The sequence below is a fragment of the Pseudoalteromonas sp. SS15 genome, assembly GCF_049257195.1.
Lineage (GTDB): Bacteria > Pseudomonadota > Gammaproteobacteria > Enterobacterales > Alteromonadaceae > Pseudoalteromonas.
This window is the reverse complement of sequence record NZ_JBMMUD010000009.1, coordinates 1-16377: the sequence shown is the minus strand read 5'-3', so window position 1 is coordinate 16377 and position 16377 is coordinate 1. Positions and strand designations below refer to the sequence as shown.

The 16377-nt window shown below is 41.6% G+C and carries 15 protein-coding genes; 8 read left to right on the top strand and 7 right to left on the bottom strand.

Features of this window, described 5'->3' with window-relative positions; genetic code table 11:
• Positions 1 to 115: 115 nt before the first annotated feature.
• Both AAEU28_RS16925 and AAEU28_RS16920 read left to right on the top strand, forming a co-directional pair.
• On the top strand, positions 116 to 1228 hold the full coding sequence (locus AAEU28_RS16925; protein ID WP_421965179.1) for a hypothetical protein: 1113 nt from the start codon (positions 116 to 118) through the stop codon (positions 1226 to 1228).
• Between the two features lie 53 nt (positions 1229 to 1281).
• Complete coding sequence (locus AAEU28_RS16920) at positions 1282 to 2424, top strand: hypothetical protein (RefSeq protein ID WP_421965178.1); 1143 nt, start codon at positions 1282 to 1284, stop codon at positions 2422 to 2424.
• On the opposite strand, the gene AAEU28_RS16915 is transcribed toward AAEU28_RS16920, so the two are convergent.
• Positions 2405 to 2794, bottom strand: coding sequence for an acyl-CoA thioesterase (locus AAEU28_RS16915; protein ID WP_421965177.1), 390 nt, complete (start codon positions 2792 to 2794; stop codon positions 2405 to 2407). The genes AAEU28_RS16920 and AAEU28_RS16915 overlap by 20 nt on opposite strands.
• 29 nt (positions 2795 to 2823) lie before the next feature.
• On the opposite strand from AAEU28_RS16915, the gene AAEU28_RS16910 reads away from it, so the two are divergent.
• A complete protein-coding gene (locus AAEU28_RS16910; protein WP_421965176.1) occupies positions 2824 to 3540 on the top strand; it encodes a 2OG-Fe(II) oxygenase in 717 nt (238 codons plus the stop codon).
• A 20-nt stretch (positions 3541 to 3560) separates the two neighbouring features.
• Here AAEU28_RS16910 and AAEU28_RS16905 read toward each other — a convergent pair whose 3' ends face one another.
• Complete coding sequence (locus AAEU28_RS16905) at positions 3561 to 3932, bottom strand: YacL family protein (RefSeq protein ID WP_421965175.1); 372 nt, start codon at positions 3930 to 3932, stop codon at positions 3561 to 3563.
• A 132-nt stretch (positions 3933 to 4064) separates the two neighbouring features.
• Between AAEU28_RS16905 and AAEU28_RS16900 the strand changes: the two genes are divergently transcribed.
• Positions 4065 to 4976, top strand: coding sequence for an AEC family transporter (locus tag AAEU28_RS16900; protein ID WP_421965174.1), 912 nt, complete (start codon positions 4065 to 4067; stop codon positions 4974 to 4976).
• Here the strand turns inward: AAEU28_RS16900 and AAEU28_RS16895 are convergent.
• Entirely contained in the window at positions 4959 to 5198 is a 240-nt protein-coding gene (locus AAEU28_RS16895; protein ID WP_130255620.1) for a hypothetical protein, read from the bottom strand. The genes AAEU28_RS16900 and AAEU28_RS16895 overlap by 18 nt on opposite strands.
• 292 nt (positions 5199 to 5490) lie before the next feature.
• Here AAEU28_RS16895 and AAEU28_RS16890 point away from each other — a divergent pair, with 292 nt between their 5' ends.
• The gene (locus AAEU28_RS16890) at positions 5491 to 6801 is read left to right on the top strand and encodes a short-chain fatty acid transporter (RefSeq protein WP_421965173.1); all 1311 of its coding nucleotides are present in this window, start codon (positions 5491 to 5493) and stop codon (positions 6799 to 6801) included.
• Between the two features lie 58 nt (positions 6802 to 6859).
• Here AAEU28_RS16890 and AAEU28_RS16885 read toward each other — a convergent pair whose 3' ends face one another.
• The gene (locus tag AAEU28_RS16885) at positions 6860 to 7873 is read right to left on the bottom strand and encodes a site-2 protease family protein (protein WP_421965312.1); all 1014 of its coding nucleotides are present in this window, start codon (positions 7871 to 7873) and stop codon (positions 6860 to 6862) included.
• A gap of 138 nt (positions 7874 to 8011) precedes the next feature.
• On the opposite strand from AAEU28_RS16885, the gene AAEU28_RS16880 reads away from it, so the two are divergent.
• A complete protein-coding gene (locus AAEU28_RS16880) occupies positions 8012 to 9220 on the top strand; it encodes an EAL domain-containing response regulator (RefSeq protein ID WP_421965172.1) in 1209 nt (402 codons plus the stop codon).
• On the opposite strand, the gene AAEU28_RS16875 is transcribed toward AAEU28_RS16880, so the two are convergent.
• Positions 9210 to 10286, bottom strand: a complete 1077-nt coding sequence (locus AAEU28_RS16875) for a hemolysin family protein (RefSeq protein ID WP_421965171.1) — start codon at positions 10284 to 10286, stop codon at positions 9210 to 9212. The two genes, AAEU28_RS16880 and AAEU28_RS16875, sit on opposite strands and share 11 nt — an antisense overlap.
• 109 nt (positions 10287 to 10395) lie before the next feature.
• On the opposite strand from AAEU28_RS16875, the gene AAEU28_RS16870 reads away from it, so the two are divergent.
• Both AAEU28_RS16870 and AAEU28_RS16865 read left to right on the top strand, forming a co-directional pair.
• Positions 10396 to 12846 carry an alpha/beta hydrolase family protein gene (locus tag AAEU28_RS16870; protein WP_421965170.1) on the top strand — a complete coding sequence of 817 codons (2451 nt, stop codon included), beginning with the start codon at positions 10396 to 10398 and terminating at the stop codon, positions 12844 to 12846.
• A gap of 178 nt (positions 12847 to 13024) precedes the next feature.
• Positions 13025 to 13729: a response regulator transcription factor gene (locus AAEU28_RS16865; protein WP_349284812.1), complete on the top strand. Its 705-nt coding sequence runs from the start codon at positions 13025 to 13027 to the stop codon at positions 13727 to 13729.
• On the opposite strand, the gene AAEU28_RS16860 is transcribed toward AAEU28_RS16865, so the two are convergent.
• Positions 13726 to 15237 (bottom strand): YifB family Mg chelatase-like AAA ATPase, encoded by a 1512-nt coding sequence (locus AAEU28_RS16860; RefSeq protein ID WP_421965169.1) that lies wholly within the window; start codon positions 15235 to 15237, stop codon positions 13726 to 13728. The genes AAEU28_RS16865 and AAEU28_RS16860 overlap by 4 nt on opposite strands.
• A gap of 17 nt (positions 15238 to 15254) precedes the next feature.
• On the bottom strand, positions 15255 to 15863 hold the full coding sequence (locus AAEU28_RS16855) for a trimeric intracellular cation channel family protein (protein ID WP_421965168.1): 609 nt from the start codon (positions 15861 to 15863) through the stop codon (positions 15255 to 15257).
• Between the last annotated feature and the right edge of the window lie 514 nt (positions 15864 to 16377).

Below are 16377 nucleotides of genomic sequence, written 5' to 3'. Positions count from 1 at the left end.
TTAAATTTTATTTAATTTTTTAAGGCTTGCCCTCATAATAGGGGCAAGCCTTTTTCTTATCTTTTATTAGATTAAAGAGCCTGAATAAAAAATAAAACGAATAACGGATGTATTCATGCAAACTCTAGCAAGTATTAAAAGCGCCTCTATAACGATAAAAAATTCAACCAGTAAAGTTCTAAGTTTTTGGCAATCTTTGACACTCCCACAGAGATTTTATCTAATTGCTTTCCTGATTTTTTCTCCTGAAATTCCTGATCTTATATCAGGGGTTTTTGGAGGCCATGACGCACATAAAAATAGTGAAAGTATAGTTTGGGCCAACTCATTCAGAACGAGTACTTACTTGCTTACGCTGGCTATTCTTATTGGATTAATATGCGAATTGTGGCCAAGAATTGTAAAATTTTGGGAGAGTACTGTCGGTAAAACCGTTACTTTTATTTTTTATGCTTTTTTAGCTAACTATGCGCTGGCTTATGCCTCTGGCACCATTAATGATATTACGGGTGTCAGTGCTGAACACTTCCCATACACCCATAATTTAAGCTTAATCCTATCAATACCTACTTGGTTTATGATCAGCACCTCTATGGTGCTTGTTCTGATACCATTATTACAACCGATTTATATGGCCTTTTTATTGTTAATGAGGCCCTTCGGGCTACACACTCGCTGGCATCCGCCAGAATATAGGTTTCCTATTATAACGAGTGTTGTGCGTATGTTTTTATGTACTATTCTCGCGGTCTTTTTTTTCGTTATGAGCATATCTTCTGGTGTCGCTGGCAGCATGAATACCATTTTCAGCACCCTAGTCAGTAATTTTACGCCGGTAAAAGTAACCTATGGCATTAGAAAGTTTGACCAAGAGCAGCCTTCAGCTGTCGATAACTCAGCTATGTCGAACCCTGAAAAAAGTAAAGCAACACTCAATACAGACTCTGATGAAATTGATAAAGAGCTAAAACTCTACAACGAACGTGTTAACAACTACGACAACCGTATAAAGCAAATTCTTGCTTACTTTATTTATGAACTAGAAGCCGATAGCTACTCTCGATGTCTGGTCACACCAGGAAGACGTGTTGTAGAGCTCAATGATTACGATATTTTAGAGATCTGGCCGATAGAAGGTAAAGAAAAAGCCTATCACTTTGAAGTGAAGCCTTGTATTTCACCCGGCATAAAACTTCATTTGTCTAGCCAAGCTAAAGCGCTATATTAGTTAAGAATAAAGATGTGCTAACAATGATAAATAATAAAAAAACGGACCAACTCATGGAAAAGCTCCCTTCTCCCAAGCACCTATCAGGTTTTTACTATAGCTTAAAAACGCGGTGGCTCACGTTCTGGCGCTCACTCACATTTTCCCAACGCTTATATTTCACGGCCATTGCGTTGTTTTTTCTATTATTAAATAGCGAGTCTGAGCCTGTACCTGGAGTCTCTGAAAACGAACAATTTTTAAATGACTTGTTTTCGCCCTCGACGTTTTTAATGGTTGCGATCATTATCATCGCACTACTGAGTGAGCTGTGGCCAAAATTAATGAAGTTCTGGGACAGTTTACCCGGTAAAGCCGTAATATTGATTTTTTATGCGTTTATCGCCAACTATGCGTTAGCTTATGCGGCAGGCGCTATCAATGATATTACGGGAGTCAGTGCTGACCACTTCCCGTATACCCATAACCTCAGTTTAATGCTGTCTTTACCGTCCTGGTTCTTCATCAGCACACTCAGTATTTTACTATTAGTGCCACTATTACAGCCCTTCTATGTCTTACTTTTGTTATTCATGCGCCCTTTTGGTTTACACACCATGTGGCACCCACCTGAATACCGCTTTCCAATTATTACCAGCTTTGTGCGTATGACACTGTGTGTCATGCTCTTTGTATTTGTACTTATGTTTACATTTACGTCGGGTATGTTTGGTGGCATGAGTACCATGTTCACGAATGTGATCGAAAGTTTTAGTAATACCACAGTAAGCACCAATGTAACCGAGGAAGTTGACAAAGAACTGTCTGAACCAGCGAAGCCAAAAGAAGTAAATGCGGAACAAGTCGATCAAGCCATTGCTCAAGCGCAGCAAGATCAAAGCCCGGTGCTTTCTGTGAATATCGGAGAAGGTGATGCGGCAACCATTTCACTCTCTGAACGTGCCGAAGCATACGATAATAAAATCAAAACCATTCTGGCTTATTTTATCTACGAACTAGAAGCCGATAGCTATTCTCGCTGTCAGGTCACTGAGGGGAGCCGCATGGTAGAGCTAAATGATTATGAGATTTTAGAGATCACGCAACTGTCCGAGCAAGAGCGTACCTATAAATACGAAGTCAAACCTTGTATTTCGGTGGCCATTGGCCACCAATTTAAATCTTCGGCTTCAATACCTACAGAAGAAAAGCAGTAAGCTGCTGTTTTTCTTCTTCACTTAATGGTTGTGAGCTTTTATTCGCAAAGTCATAACGTACCATCACGGTTTTGCCCTCAGCGCAGCACGTTCCGTGCTGCCAAGCTTGCTGTAAAATCACAAATGAGCTTGACCCTATGCGCTCAATGGCAGTTTTAACTTCAACTTCTTGACCATAAAACAACTCGCCTTTAAAGGTCACTTCGACCTTGGCAACAATCAATCTCCATTGTTTTGGATCTAGGTCAGGGGTAAAAATCTTAAAAATAGGCACACGCGCGGCTTCAAACCAAACCGGTAGTGCGGTATTGTTGATGTGTCCGAGCACGTCGGTTTCACTAAAACGCGGCATGAGTTTTTCTGACAACATAATAATTCTAATATCCTGTAGGTACTCAGATGACAGATTTTATTCGCGTTTACGACAACGCACTCTCAACTGACTTTTGCGATACATTTGTGCAGCAGTTTGACCAAAGCCCTCACCTAAAGCAAGGGGTCACGTCTGGTGGTGTCGATCTAAGCAAAAAAATTAGTCACGATCTGTATTTAAATGCGCACCCTGAGTACGCACAGACTTTACAACACATTCAACAAGTCACCGCACAGCATGTGTTTAAGTATATTGAAGAACACTTCTTTATGATGATCGGTGCATTTGGTTTAAAGGTGTACCACCCAAAAACAGGGCAACCTGTTGACCTAACTGTCGATAATTTCGAAGAAGTCGGTAAGCCACAAATTCACGTGCTTACGCAGCAGCTATTTCGTTTGGGCAACATTCAAGCGCAAAAATACCAAGCTGGAAAAGGCGGTTATCCGTATTGGCACAGTGAAGTATACCCTCAGCTTGGCCATAATGAAGCGCTTCATCGCGTACTGTTATTTATGTTTTATTTGAATGATGTTGAAGAAGGGGGAGAAACTGAGTTTCACTATCAGAATAAAAAAATAGCCCCTAAAAAAGGCGCTATGGTTGTCGCTCCGGCTTATTTTACCCATACACACCGAGGCTGCATTCCAGTTTCTAACGATAAGTATATATTGACGTCTTGGGTACTGTTTAACAGAGCCGAACAAATCTACGGTGCGCCACCAGAGCAGGCTACGATGTAAGATTAAACTTGGAAGAAGCCCTAGCGGCCTCTTCCAATAAAGTCATTCCAAGCTTCTAATAACTCAACAAAATCTTCAAAACCACAGACTGCCATTAGGCCATGCTCGTCGAGTTCAAGTGCATCATCTTGATATTGCGCTAAGTCATCGTTGTTATGAAATAAGCTATGCGCTTCAAATAATGCCTCTTGCTCACACAACTTAAAGCGTACTTCTTTGCCCAGTCTGACCAAAGGCGTGTTTAATGACTTAATATTACGACATTGCGCGAGTAAGTCTTTAACTTCATTGTGAGCCAGCTCTTCGTTAAACCAGCGACCAATCAAAGCTTGCTCGTCACTGATCTTGACCCTGAAACCACTGATTAGGTCACGAATAAATTGATACTCCATACGACTGTCTCTCAAAATTAATAAACTTATAAACAAAGAATATTATACTTTGCATGACATAAACTGCCCAGCGACTTGAGCTTTCATAGCGCAAACAGGATAATTCACGCTCCGACACTATTTCGAGTAGATATGAACCCAATTGATATTCTATTCCCGCTGATCTTCGTGGTCACCGCTGGGTTTATTTGTGCCAAAATACAATTTTTATCCTCTACCCATTTTGAAGGGCTGCGCACCTTTATTTTCAATTTGGCTATTCCCATTTTTCTTTTTCTCAGTATGTACAAAGCCGATTTACAACAGGCATTGTCACTCAACCTACTACTCAGCTTTTATCTGCCTGTGGTGCTTGTGTATTTTGCAGTATGCATTGCTTTTAAAGTGCTTGGTAAGCTATCACTGGCTGAATCTGCGGTTCTTTCGCTTTCTGGGTGTTATTCAAATACGGTATTAGTTGGCTTGCCCATCATAATCATGGCACTTGGTGAGCATTATGGCGCATTAGTGTTTATGGTGATCACTTTTCATAGTGCACTCTTATTTGCATTGACCTTTGCTTTAAGTAGTAACGTGAAAGGGAGCTTGGGTGAGTTATTAAAGCCTTTATTACTCAACCCCGTCGTGCTGAGTATTAGCTTAGGTATTGTGGCAAACGCGATGTCATTTCCTCTACCTACAACACTCATCAATGGGCTAGATTTACTAAGCGAGCCAGCAATCGCAGGGGCGTTATTTGTGTTAGGTGCGAGTTTAAATCAATATTCGGTGAAAGAAGCTTGGAAAGGCGCATTAATAATCAGCATTATTAAGCTCGGGCTTCTACCCGCAGCTGTTTTTTCCTTTGCAACTTGGTTTTTTAACCTACCAACAGCGCATGTTGCCGTTGTCACTCTAATGGCCGCATCGCCACTGGGCGTGAATGCTTACTTAGTAGCAAGACAATTAAGAGTAAAACAAGATGTTGCTGCTAGCAGTGTTGTGCTCTCAACACTGCTCAGCGTTTTTACTTTAAGTGTGTGGTTGCTAACGCTCGTACCGTGAACGATAGCTAGTGTATTTCGCTGCATCTATGATTGCCCATAAGTGTGCAACCGCTGCAATGATCGCTGGAAGTACTAAGAACCAAAGCGCATAACCACCAAACACGATGATTGCAAAAATAAGTGCTGGAATAATACGACCTTGTACCAGCTGGCCTAAACCAGGAAAAAATATATTACAAATTGCGGCGATTACATTACCGCCTGAACCTTGTTCTGCCATGGTAACCTCTCTTATTTAAGATTTCTGTTATTAACTAAACAGTAATCGTGCCAAAAATATTAATCAATAAAAATCAAACAGTTAAACAAATCACTTTCTATTTTAAAGTTATAAAGGTGGTTTAATAAGCCATTTATTGGTTTTTTTACTCACTTTATTGGGCGTCATTTAACATACTGAATTTTAGATATAAATAGTAAAGCAGTCCATTCGATATTTAGTTATGCTTAATAGATAACAGAGCACAAGATTAGTGTCTTGATAGCTAAAAGAATAATAACAGGATTTCATCATGCTTTTTAAACTCTCTCAGCCCGTGACTAAATTGGTCGAACGTTACTTACCCGACCCCTACGTTATCGTACTTTTATTAACATTGGTTGTTTTATCACTCAGCATCACCTTAACCCCTTTTTCATTTGAGCAAGCCGTCACATCTTGGGGCCAAGGCTTTTGGGCATTGCTAACCTTTGCGATGCAGATGTTAATGGTACTCGTAGCGGGCTTTATGCTAGCTAGTACGCCTGTTTGTAAGTCTCTGCTTGATAAACTCGCGCAAAAAGCCAGCTCAGGTTCTACGGCAATTGTCATGGTGACCTTAGTATCTATGCTTGCCAGTTGGATAAACTGGGGCTTTGGGTTGGTTGTTGGAGCATTATTTGCCAAAGCACTCGCTCGCCATGTACAAGTCGATTACCGCGTATTAGTCGCAAGTGCCTATTCTGGTTTTATTGTGTGGCATGGTGGGTTATCGGGTTCAGTGCCCTTAACCATTGCAACAGAAGGCCATTTTTCTAGCGACAGTATTGGGATTATTACAACGCAAGATACCCTGTTTTCGCATTTTAATTTAATTTTAATGGCCGTATTACTGGTTGTGCTTCCTCTTCTTAATGCCTTGCTACTGCCGCCTAAAGACCAACAAATCATTGTTGAGAAAAATAAGCTTGAAGATAAAAAAGTTGCGGTTGTTAGCATCAATACCCCAGCTGAAAAACTAGAACACAGTAAGTTACTCGGCATACTCATTGGCACCTTGGGCTGTGGTTATATGGGCTATTACTTTATTGCGCTCGGTGGTGGGCTCAATCTGAATAGTGTGATCGGCTTATTCTTATTTTTGGCTATTTTGCTTCATCAAACGCCTGCTAACCTTCTTAAAAGCTTGCAAGAAGCAGTGAGCGGCGGTGCCGGTATTATTATTCAATTTCCGTTTTATGCTGGGATCATGGCAATCATGAAAGACTCTGGCCTCGCTCAACAAATTTCCAATATCTTTGTCTCAATGAGTAGCGCTGACACACTGCCGTTTTGGAGTTTTATTAGTGCCGGCTTGGTGAATATTTTTGTCCCTTCAGGTGGTGGTCAATGGGCTGTGCAAGCCCCGATTGTTTTACCTGCAGCGATAGAGCTAGGCGCTGAGATAAACCGAGTAGCGATGGCTGTTGCTTGGGGTGACGCTTGGACTAACCTCATTCAACCATTTTGGGCATTGCCTGTGCTAGCAATAGCAGGCTTAAAGGCCAAAGATATCATGGGTTTTTGTCTGATCCAGTTAGCAGTGAGTGGCATTATCATTGCGGCAATACTCACCTTCGCTTAAATATTGCGAGTGACTGAAAAGATGTCGCCGTTACAATCATCAACGGCGACATACATACTTAATTAGATAAGATCTTCATTGGTAAGCTTAAAATCACATTGTCTGAATCTGCAAAGTGCATCATCACTGCAATGTGCCCTACTGCTACAACCACATACATCAGCGCTGAGACAATCTGACCATATCTATCAAGGGGTAACAGATGAGAAATATGACGATCACGCCACTCAAACACTATCTCCAAACTGCCTATAAAGATAAAAAACACCAGTAGCATCAAACCAAATGTCCAACTGATATAAAGCCCCAGTAACACCCCACCAAAACAGGCTAAGAGACCCACCCAAGAACGCATAGAGAAACTAATGCTTTTTAGTACGTGACCGCCATCCAGAGGTAGAATAGGTAATAAGTTAAATAAGTTAAGTAGTGCACTAAGCACGGCGACACCGGCAAAAATCTCCATATCTGTTGCGTAATACAGCACCACCCCCAACACTGAGGTAATTAAGCCAAATGCAGGCCCCATTAAAGAGATCACCACATCTTGCCAACGGGTTGTAATTTTTTCATCACTGACAGCTAAGCCACCTACGAAAGGAATTAAATAGATACCCTTCGTCTTGATACCAAAGTACTTCATTGCACGCACATGACCATATTCATGTACCACCAAGCAGGCAATGATCATCAGGGCAAATTCCAACGAGAATAACCATGCATAGCCTGCGACTGACGCTCCCGCAAGCGCAGCCTTTACGACCTTAGCACTTTTGAAAATTTTAAAACTAAGCATCGCTAAACCCAACCAGCCTCGCTTACTTTCAGCTTGTTGGTGAGGCACTTCGAGCCACTGTGGCGGTTGCGCATTCACAGCAACCCCTAGCAGCCCTTGTGCAAGCTGTGAGGTATTAAAGTTCACTACCTGTTCGTTTATCTGGCAACTTTGTAGATGCTCAGTTTCCAATTCAAGTACTAAGGCTTGTTGTTGATGAAAAACTTGAATGATTTGTTGTTGATTAAAAATCAGAGAAATTGGCTGTCCAGCCACGTTAAGTTCGATCCGAGTCATGATGCTAAAACTAAAGTTTTTTTCTATTATCCCAACAAACTCTAACAGTGACAAACCATCATTTTTTGATCTCGATTTGGTCATTTCTATTTCGCTGTTCTAAACTTAAATATCCTAACCAATTTCAGGGAGTGATTTATGAGCTTTAAAACACAGCGTATTTTGGTTGTTGATGATTCACAGGCCATTCTCATGGTCATGCAGGCAATCTTGGCCGAGCTCGGCGTTGAGCACGTCACTTGTTGTGAGTCAGCACAAGCAGCATTGTCACAAGTAGAACAACAACCTAAAGTCTTTGATGCCATTTTTACAGATTTAAATATGCCTGAAATGGATGGCATGGAACTGATCAGGCAACTCGGTCAGAAAGGCTATCAAGGCGGCGTGATTATTATCTCAGAAATGGACCGTCGTATTATTGACCTCGCGTCAAACCTAGCTAGGCAGAATCACGCATTGCTCTTGGGTAATATTGCCAAGCCAATACAACTCGTTGAAGTAGAAAGACTGCTTAAAAAGCTCAGCACGCTCTCTCGGCCTCAGACAGAAGATGGCCAACTCATCAGTGAAGCTGAGTTATTACATGCATTGAGTAATAGTGAGATCACCCCTTTCTATCAACCTAAGGTAAACCGTGCAACCCAGCAAATTGAAAGCCTTGAAGTGCTGGCTCGCATTGTCTCTGAGCAGCATGGTTTTACTGTTTTACCGGCAAGATTTATTGATGTTGCAGAAGATTTAGATTTAATAAACTTAGTGACATTTCAGTTGTTTGAAAAAGCCACGGCTGAATATGAAGCGTTGAAAGAAGAGCTGCCTCACCCATGTCAATTGGCATTCAACTTATCGCCGATCCAATTAGAAGATATGAATTGCCCGGCAAAGCTGTCTTTATTACTTGAGTTAAATCACCTTCAACCTAGTGATATCATTTTAGAGATCACCGAACAAAAACCACTATCAAGTGCCAATCAGCTTGAAACGCTAAATCGCTTAAGAATGAAGGGGTTTGAAATTTCTCTCGATGACTTTGGTACCGGCTTTACGAATATTAACCAGCTAAAGTCTCTGCCATTTACAGAGATTAAAATAGACCGCTCTTTGATCACCCACATAGATTCAGATTACTTTTCACAAGTTATCACCAAGAGCTTGGTCGATTTAGCAATCAAAGAAGGCTTTAAAGTTGTGGCTGAAGGGGTAGAGAGAATAGAAGAATTACAGTATCTAGAGCGATACAAACATGACTTATTGATGCAAGGCTTTTTGATCAGTCGCCCGAAAGCCAAGAATGAGCTTATTCGCTGGATCCACTCTTGGCTTAGAATGACAAACTTTAATTCTTAGGCTGATCTTCTTCTGTATCAGCTTCTATTAAATGAGAGTGGCCGTCGACACGATCACGCCATTTTTGTTTTGCGGCTTGTTGCATATTAGTCGATTGCTCACGCTCATCAACAATATCCATGCCCATTAATGACTCAATCATATCTTCAAGGGTGACGATACCTTGCACATCACCATACTCATCAATGATCAGCGCAATATGGATACGCTTTTCTAATAATGCTTGGAATAGAACTGGCGCACCTAGCGTCTCAGGAACAGTATAAATCGGCTTTACTAGCTTACCGATTTTGTAGTCTTCTCCTAAGCGATGGAAGGCTAACATAATGTCGTTCTTATGCACGAAGCCAATAATGTCATCGGTATTCTCTGAATAGACCAAAATACGAGAGAAAGATACCGAGCCATGCTCAGATAAATACTCGTTTACCGTCATATCTTTGTGCACTTTAAAAAGCACAGTTCTTGGCGTCATAACATTTTCAAGCTTGGCATGTCTAAACTGCAATAAGCTTCGAATAGTTTCACTTTCTTCTTGTTGCAGTGCACCTGCTTCGCTGCCCATTTCAGCCATAGCCTCAATTTCTTGACGAATAAAGTGCGCTTCGTCTTGTTTTGAGCCAATTAATTTAGTGAGTTGATCTGACAACCACACGAACGGTTTTAGAATTCGAACCATCCAAGTTAAAGCCAATGACACAATTGGCGTTAGTGCACGCCAATAAGTTGCACCTAGCGTTTTAGGAATAATTTCTGAAAGTACCAATACCAATAACGTCATCACAGCAGACGCAATACCCACAGCAGCATCACCAAATACTGCAGCCGCTTGTGCACCAACACCCGCAGCCCCCGCAGTGTGCGCAACCGTGTTTAAGGTCAAGATAGCTGATAATGGCTTATCAATATTGTCTTTTAAACCCTGCACCCGCTTTGCGAGTAGTGGTTTATCTTTTTTTAATATCGCTACATGACTTGGTGTAATACTGAGTAACACCGCCTCCATCACCGAACATAGAAATGAAATGGCAATGGCCAAAAACATGTAACTGAATAACAGAAACAACCTAAACTCCTTAATTTCGCAGACTCTCGCGACTTAATCGCAACTCTGCTGAAGATTTAATTTGATGTGCTATATTGGGGCAATTATTTTCCCTACAATAGGTGCATCAATGAAATTAACAACGGTCGCCACTTTACTATTTTCGGCACTGTCTACGCAACTTGTCGCTGCAGAGCTAGACGCAAATAAAGTAAAGTTTATTGGACCCCTTGCTGATACAGCAACAATCAAGCCAAATAATACGCCTTACCAAGCTGCCATCATTAATAACTTATTGCCTAAATTACAAAGTGATTCAAAAACACTGTCAGTATTAGGTAAAAAAGTGACTTGGCAACCACTTGGTGAAGTGAACGACCTGACGATTGCAGGCCTGCAAGCGATTAAGTTCAACTTCTCGGCAGAGCGTTTTGTGCAAGGTAAGTTAAAGCTTAATGGTATCGAAAAAGCCCATGTATTTTTAAATGGTGAAACCTTATCTGGCAGCAAAGAATACGACATCAATGCGGTTACGGGCGACCACCAAGTTGTTATTGTGGTAGAACAAGCAGATGACTGGAAAAAAGTCTCGCTAGAATACCTACCTAAAGCAGAACATGACGTTATTACACTGACGACAAAAGAAACTCGTGCGCTTTCAGCTAAGCAACTTTTTGATGCACCAACGATCAGTTCTGTATCGATTTCTCCAAACGGCGAATACTATGTTGTTACTGAGCGTCATTACCAGGGTAATCATGGTAATAAAGCCATCAACAAAACAACGTTAACCGATGAAGAGGGTAAAGTGCTTTACCGCTTTGACGGCTTATCTGCAAATCAAATTAAATGGCGTGCGGATAGCAAACAGGTTGTATTTGTTCGCAATAAAGCCGTTACGGTTTTAAACCTTAAAGACTTAGAAGAGAAAGTGGTTGCTGAACAACTAGATGGCGCATATGGCTTCCAGTACTTCGACAACAACACGCTTGTATTTGCTTGGTCTAAGTCAGATAAAAGTAAGCATACATTAGTTAAACATTTCAGGGGGTTAGAAGATCGCTGGTCTTATGCACGTAATAACAGCCAAATCTTCATGTTAGACATCAACTCTGGATTTATTAACCCAATCACTGAAGGCAAGTTGAGTCACTCATTGGCCGATTTTGATAATGAAGCTGGCACAATTTTGGTGACGCGTAATCCTAGCGATTATGCTAAACCGCCTCACATGCTAACAGAGCTTGTAGAAGTTAATTTAAAAGACAACCAGCAGACTGTACTTGGTCAATACCGTACATTTAGCTCAGCAAAATATGCCGATGACGGTATCTATGTGGTTGCGGGCCCTGACTTTGCAAATGGGTTAGGCCGCGCTATTCCAGAGAATATGCTTGCGAACAACTACGATGGCCAGCTTTATAAGCTAGACCGTCAGGGTAAAAATGCACAGGCATTAAGTAAATCATTCGACCCTGCAATTGGCTCAATGCAAGTATTACGCAATGATGATGTCGTAATTAAAGTGACTGAGCGTGATACGCAACAACTGTATCTATACGATGAAAGCAAAGCTCGATTCACTAAGCTAAAAACAGGCTTTGATGTCGTAGGTAGGTTCAGTATTTCTGACGAGCGCAACCCTGACTTACTTGTGACTGGCACACAAGCATCTCACCCTCAGCAATTAAAACGCTTAGATATTTCTAAAAACCGCGCTAAAACACTGTGGGATTCAAAAGCTCTGGCTTATGACAATAGCGAAATCGCCACCCTTTCTGAGTTTAACTTCATCAATAAAGAAGGTGTTGAGATTAAGGGTCGTGTATACACACCTCACAACCTAGATGAGAGCAAGCAGTACCCTGCTCTAGTATACTATTATGGCGGTACTTCTCCTGTATCGCGCGGCTTTACCGGTCGTTATCCGTTTAACCTATGGGCAGCACAAGGTTATGTTGTGTATGTGCTACAACCAACGGGTGCGACTGGCTTTGGTCAGGAATTCTCTGCTAAGCACGTGAATGCATGGGGTGAGTACACTGCAAACGACATTATCGAAGGCACTAAAAAGTTCTTAGCTGCACACCCATATGTAAATAAAGACAAAGTAGGTAACTTAGGTGCATCTTACGGCGGCTTTATGACTATGCTACTTGCGACTAAAACGGATTTATTCAGTGCGTCGATTTCTCACGCAGGTATCTCAAACATTACTTCTTATTGGGGTCAAGGTTGGTGGGGCTACCTATACTCTGGCGAAGCTTCGAAAAACAGTTTCCCATGGAATAACCCGAAACTTTATTCTGATCACAGCCCAGTTTTCCATGCTGACAAAGTAAACTCACCGTTATTACTTATCCATGGTGACGCTGACACTAACGTGCCTCCAGGTGAAAGCCACAACATGTATACGGCACTTAAGTTACTTGGCAAAGACGTAGAATTGATTGAGTATAAAGGCACAGATCACCAAGTATTTGCCCGTGACCGTCGCTTCCACTGGTGGGATACCATGCTGGCTTATTTTGATATGCATTTAAAAGACCAACCACAATGGTGGCAGTATATTTATAAATAAGTATGCATAAATTATGTCCACCTTAGGGTAAGCACTCTAAGGTGGACCATTTTAATCACGCCTAGCAGAACCAATTGCATAAATGTTTATGCAATTGTTACAAATTGTCATTATTCCCTTCTCAGCAATGTTTTCACAGTGCTAATATATACATAATTATTGAATAGATAGCTGACCTATGAGTATCAAAGTATTATTAGTAGAAGATGATGAACTTTTAGCAAAACGCATTATGAGCCATTTTGCTGAAACAGAATTTAGCATCGAAGTTGATAGTACCGGTGCAACTGCATTAGCCAAAGTACAGCAAGCAACGCAAGCTCAGGAACGATTTGTGCTGGCGATCGTCGATATTGTTTTGCCTGCCACTGACGGTTTAGCGTTAGCGAAAGAACTCAATACCTTGACAGATATTGGTGTCATCATGCTATCAAGCAGAGACTCCCAAGCTGATAGGATCGCAGGCTTAGCACAAGGCGCTGATGACTATGTTTGTAAGCCCGTTGATCTACTTGAACTTGAATTAAGAATGCGCGCTTTGTGTAAGCGCTTAACGATTGCAAATGATGACGATGAGTCTGAAGAGTTTATTGAGTACTCAGATTTCAAACTTCATCCAGATAACCGCACTCTGATTAATGGCGCAGCTGAAGAATCACGATTAACTGAAGCGGAGCACAAAGTACTTATTTGTTTAATCGCCAATGCAGGAAAGGCGACTTCTCGAGAAAAAATCTCAGAAGATATCGGCCAGCCAGACTGGAGCCCAAGTGACCGAACGGTTGACGTACTTATCGGCCGCTTACGTAAGAAGCTGGGCGATGAAAAAGAGCAAAAACGTATCGTTACGGTTCGCGGTAAAGGCTACATGCTATCTACTTAATACGCGGTTAACTGAGCGAGTAATCGCTCAAAAGCACGATAACTTAGCGCCTCTTTTAGAGAGGCTAAATCTATATCCTCCTGCAAGTTTAAATCTGCAATAGTACGCGCCACTTTCAAAACCTTATGATATGAACGTGGTGACAATGCCAATTTCTCGGCCGCTTTCCCCAGAAAAATAGCATCTGCTTTTGATAATGCACAATGTAATTGCAGCTCTTTGGTTGATAACGCTGCGTTGTTTTTTTCTTGTCGTTGATAAGCAAAGCGAACCGCTTTCTCTACCCGAATACGGATCTCAGCGCTCGATTCTTCAGGCTGAGTAGACTGAAGCTCTTCAGTCGTTAACCTTGGTAATTCGACTTGCAGATCGATTCTATCTAAAAATGGTCCTGATACTTTTGATAGGTATTTTAACACTTGATCAGGTGTTGCCCGTTTATCGCTATGGTGCCCAGTTGGGCTGGGGTTAAGTGCCGCAACCAACTGAAAATTAGCAGGGAAATCGACTTGCCTAGCAGCACGAGAAATAGTGACTTGGCCCGTCTCCATCGGTGTTCTTAATGAATCTAATACTTTTCGATCAAACTCAGGCAATTCATCTAAAAACAAAATGCCATTATGCGCCAATGATATTTCTCCCGGCTTAGGGTTGGATGACCCTCCAACTAATGCGACTGCTGAACAAGTATGGTGCGGAGATCTGAATGGACGGTTCAACCAGTTTTGATGTGTGACCGACTGCCCAACTAGAGAGTACACAGCAGCAGTTTCAAGTGCTTGCTGCGTTGTCATTTGAGGCATAATTGTTGGAATACGTTGAGCCAACATAGATTTACCGGTACCAGGCGGCCCCAAGAAAAGGAGGTTATGACCACCTGCCGCAGCAATTTCTAATACTCTCTTTGCTATTTTCTGACCTTTCACATCACTCATATCTAATTGCTCAAGAGACTGTTCAGAAACTTGATCGTAAGTAATATTTAAAGGGAGTGATTGCTGCCCATGTAGGTCTAGCCAAATTTCTTGCAAACTGGTGACGGCTTTTCTATTTGACTGAGATACTAAGCTTGCGAGTTGATCGTTACCCTTAGGGATATAAGCAACATGATTCTCTTCAGTAGCAGCCATAACCGAAGGCAAAATAGCAGTAATAGCAGAAAGCTCACCACTTAATGCAAGCTCACCAAAAAATTCAAAGTTACTTATCTCTGTATTTTGTATTTGACCAGAAGCAACCAATATCCCAACGGCAATTGCGAGGTCATATCGCCCACCTTCTTTTGGCAAATCTGCAGGTGCTAAGTTTACTGTTATACGTTGGTCTGGGAACAAAAAACCTGAATTAACGAGTGCAGAACGTACTCGTTCCTTAGACTCTTTTACTGAGGTTTCAGGAAGACCAACAATAATAAAAGCAGGAAGTCCATTGCTTAAATGAACTTCAACCGTCACTTTAGGTGCTTTGACGCCGACTTGTGCGCGGGTAAGAATTTTTGCTAAAGACATATCCTTGTCCCTATCAGTTAATATTTAAAAACGTGTATCACCCAGTTGTAACGCATCGCCATCAATCGAACAACTAAGGTGGTTAACATGCCAAACAACATACTTACTTCTATCGCTATAGAAAAAGACATTAACTGAGTATAGACGATCCCGCCTAAAATACAGGTAATAGCATAGAGCTGCCCTTTTAAAAGTAGGGGGATATCACCAGCCAGTACATCACGGATCACCCCACCAAAACACCCAGTTAGCACCCCCATAATCACTGATGTTGTTGCTGGCATACCGATAGACATGGCTTTTTGCGTGCCCATTACAGCAAAAAGTGCCAACCCAAACGCATCTGCCACCTGTAAAAATTTACTCGGAATTTGCTTTTGCTGGTTCAATACAACAATACTGATCAATACTGCACTAAAAATAGCAATAAAATAGCTTGGATCATGCAGCCAAAAAACCGGCTCATCTAAAATAATATCCCTCAGCGTTCCACCACCAATACCTGTTACCGCAGCTAGTACGACAACACCAAAACCATCTAAATGCTTTTTATGGGCAATAAGGGTCCCAGAAATAGCAAAAACCATAACACCGAGTAAGTCGAACCAATGGATGAGATCGCTCATTAAAATTCCTGAAAATAGATAGATATGAAAAGCTAATAAAAAAAGAATTATAAATTAATTTTTTAAATATTGAAGCAAGGTGCAAAGTTAATGACAGCGAGCAAAGCGAGCACATTTTCTTTGCGCAAGTATAGTGCGAAAGGTTTATGACAAGCGCGTAGCGCTTACATTCTTTTCGCGCAAGGTGAACTGAATTAGTTTAACTGAAGTTTAGGGTTTAGTTATTTAGGCGTTTGAAAAATGTATCAGAATCAACAGAGTGGCTACTGTGAAGGTTGCTCACTTCACCTTGCGCAGAAGTTTCCGCATTATCACTTCGTGATGCGAAAATTCTGCACATAGCAAAAAGCCCGCTGCATTGCTGCAGCGGGCTTCTTTAATTGTCCGGGGTAACCTTTGCTGGCGATGTTCTACTTTCACATGGACGAAATGAGACCGAAGCGTAGCTTCGCAGTTCATTGAGATGAGCGCATGGATGCGCGATGGGACCCAGCTTCAGGGATGAATGTAGTGC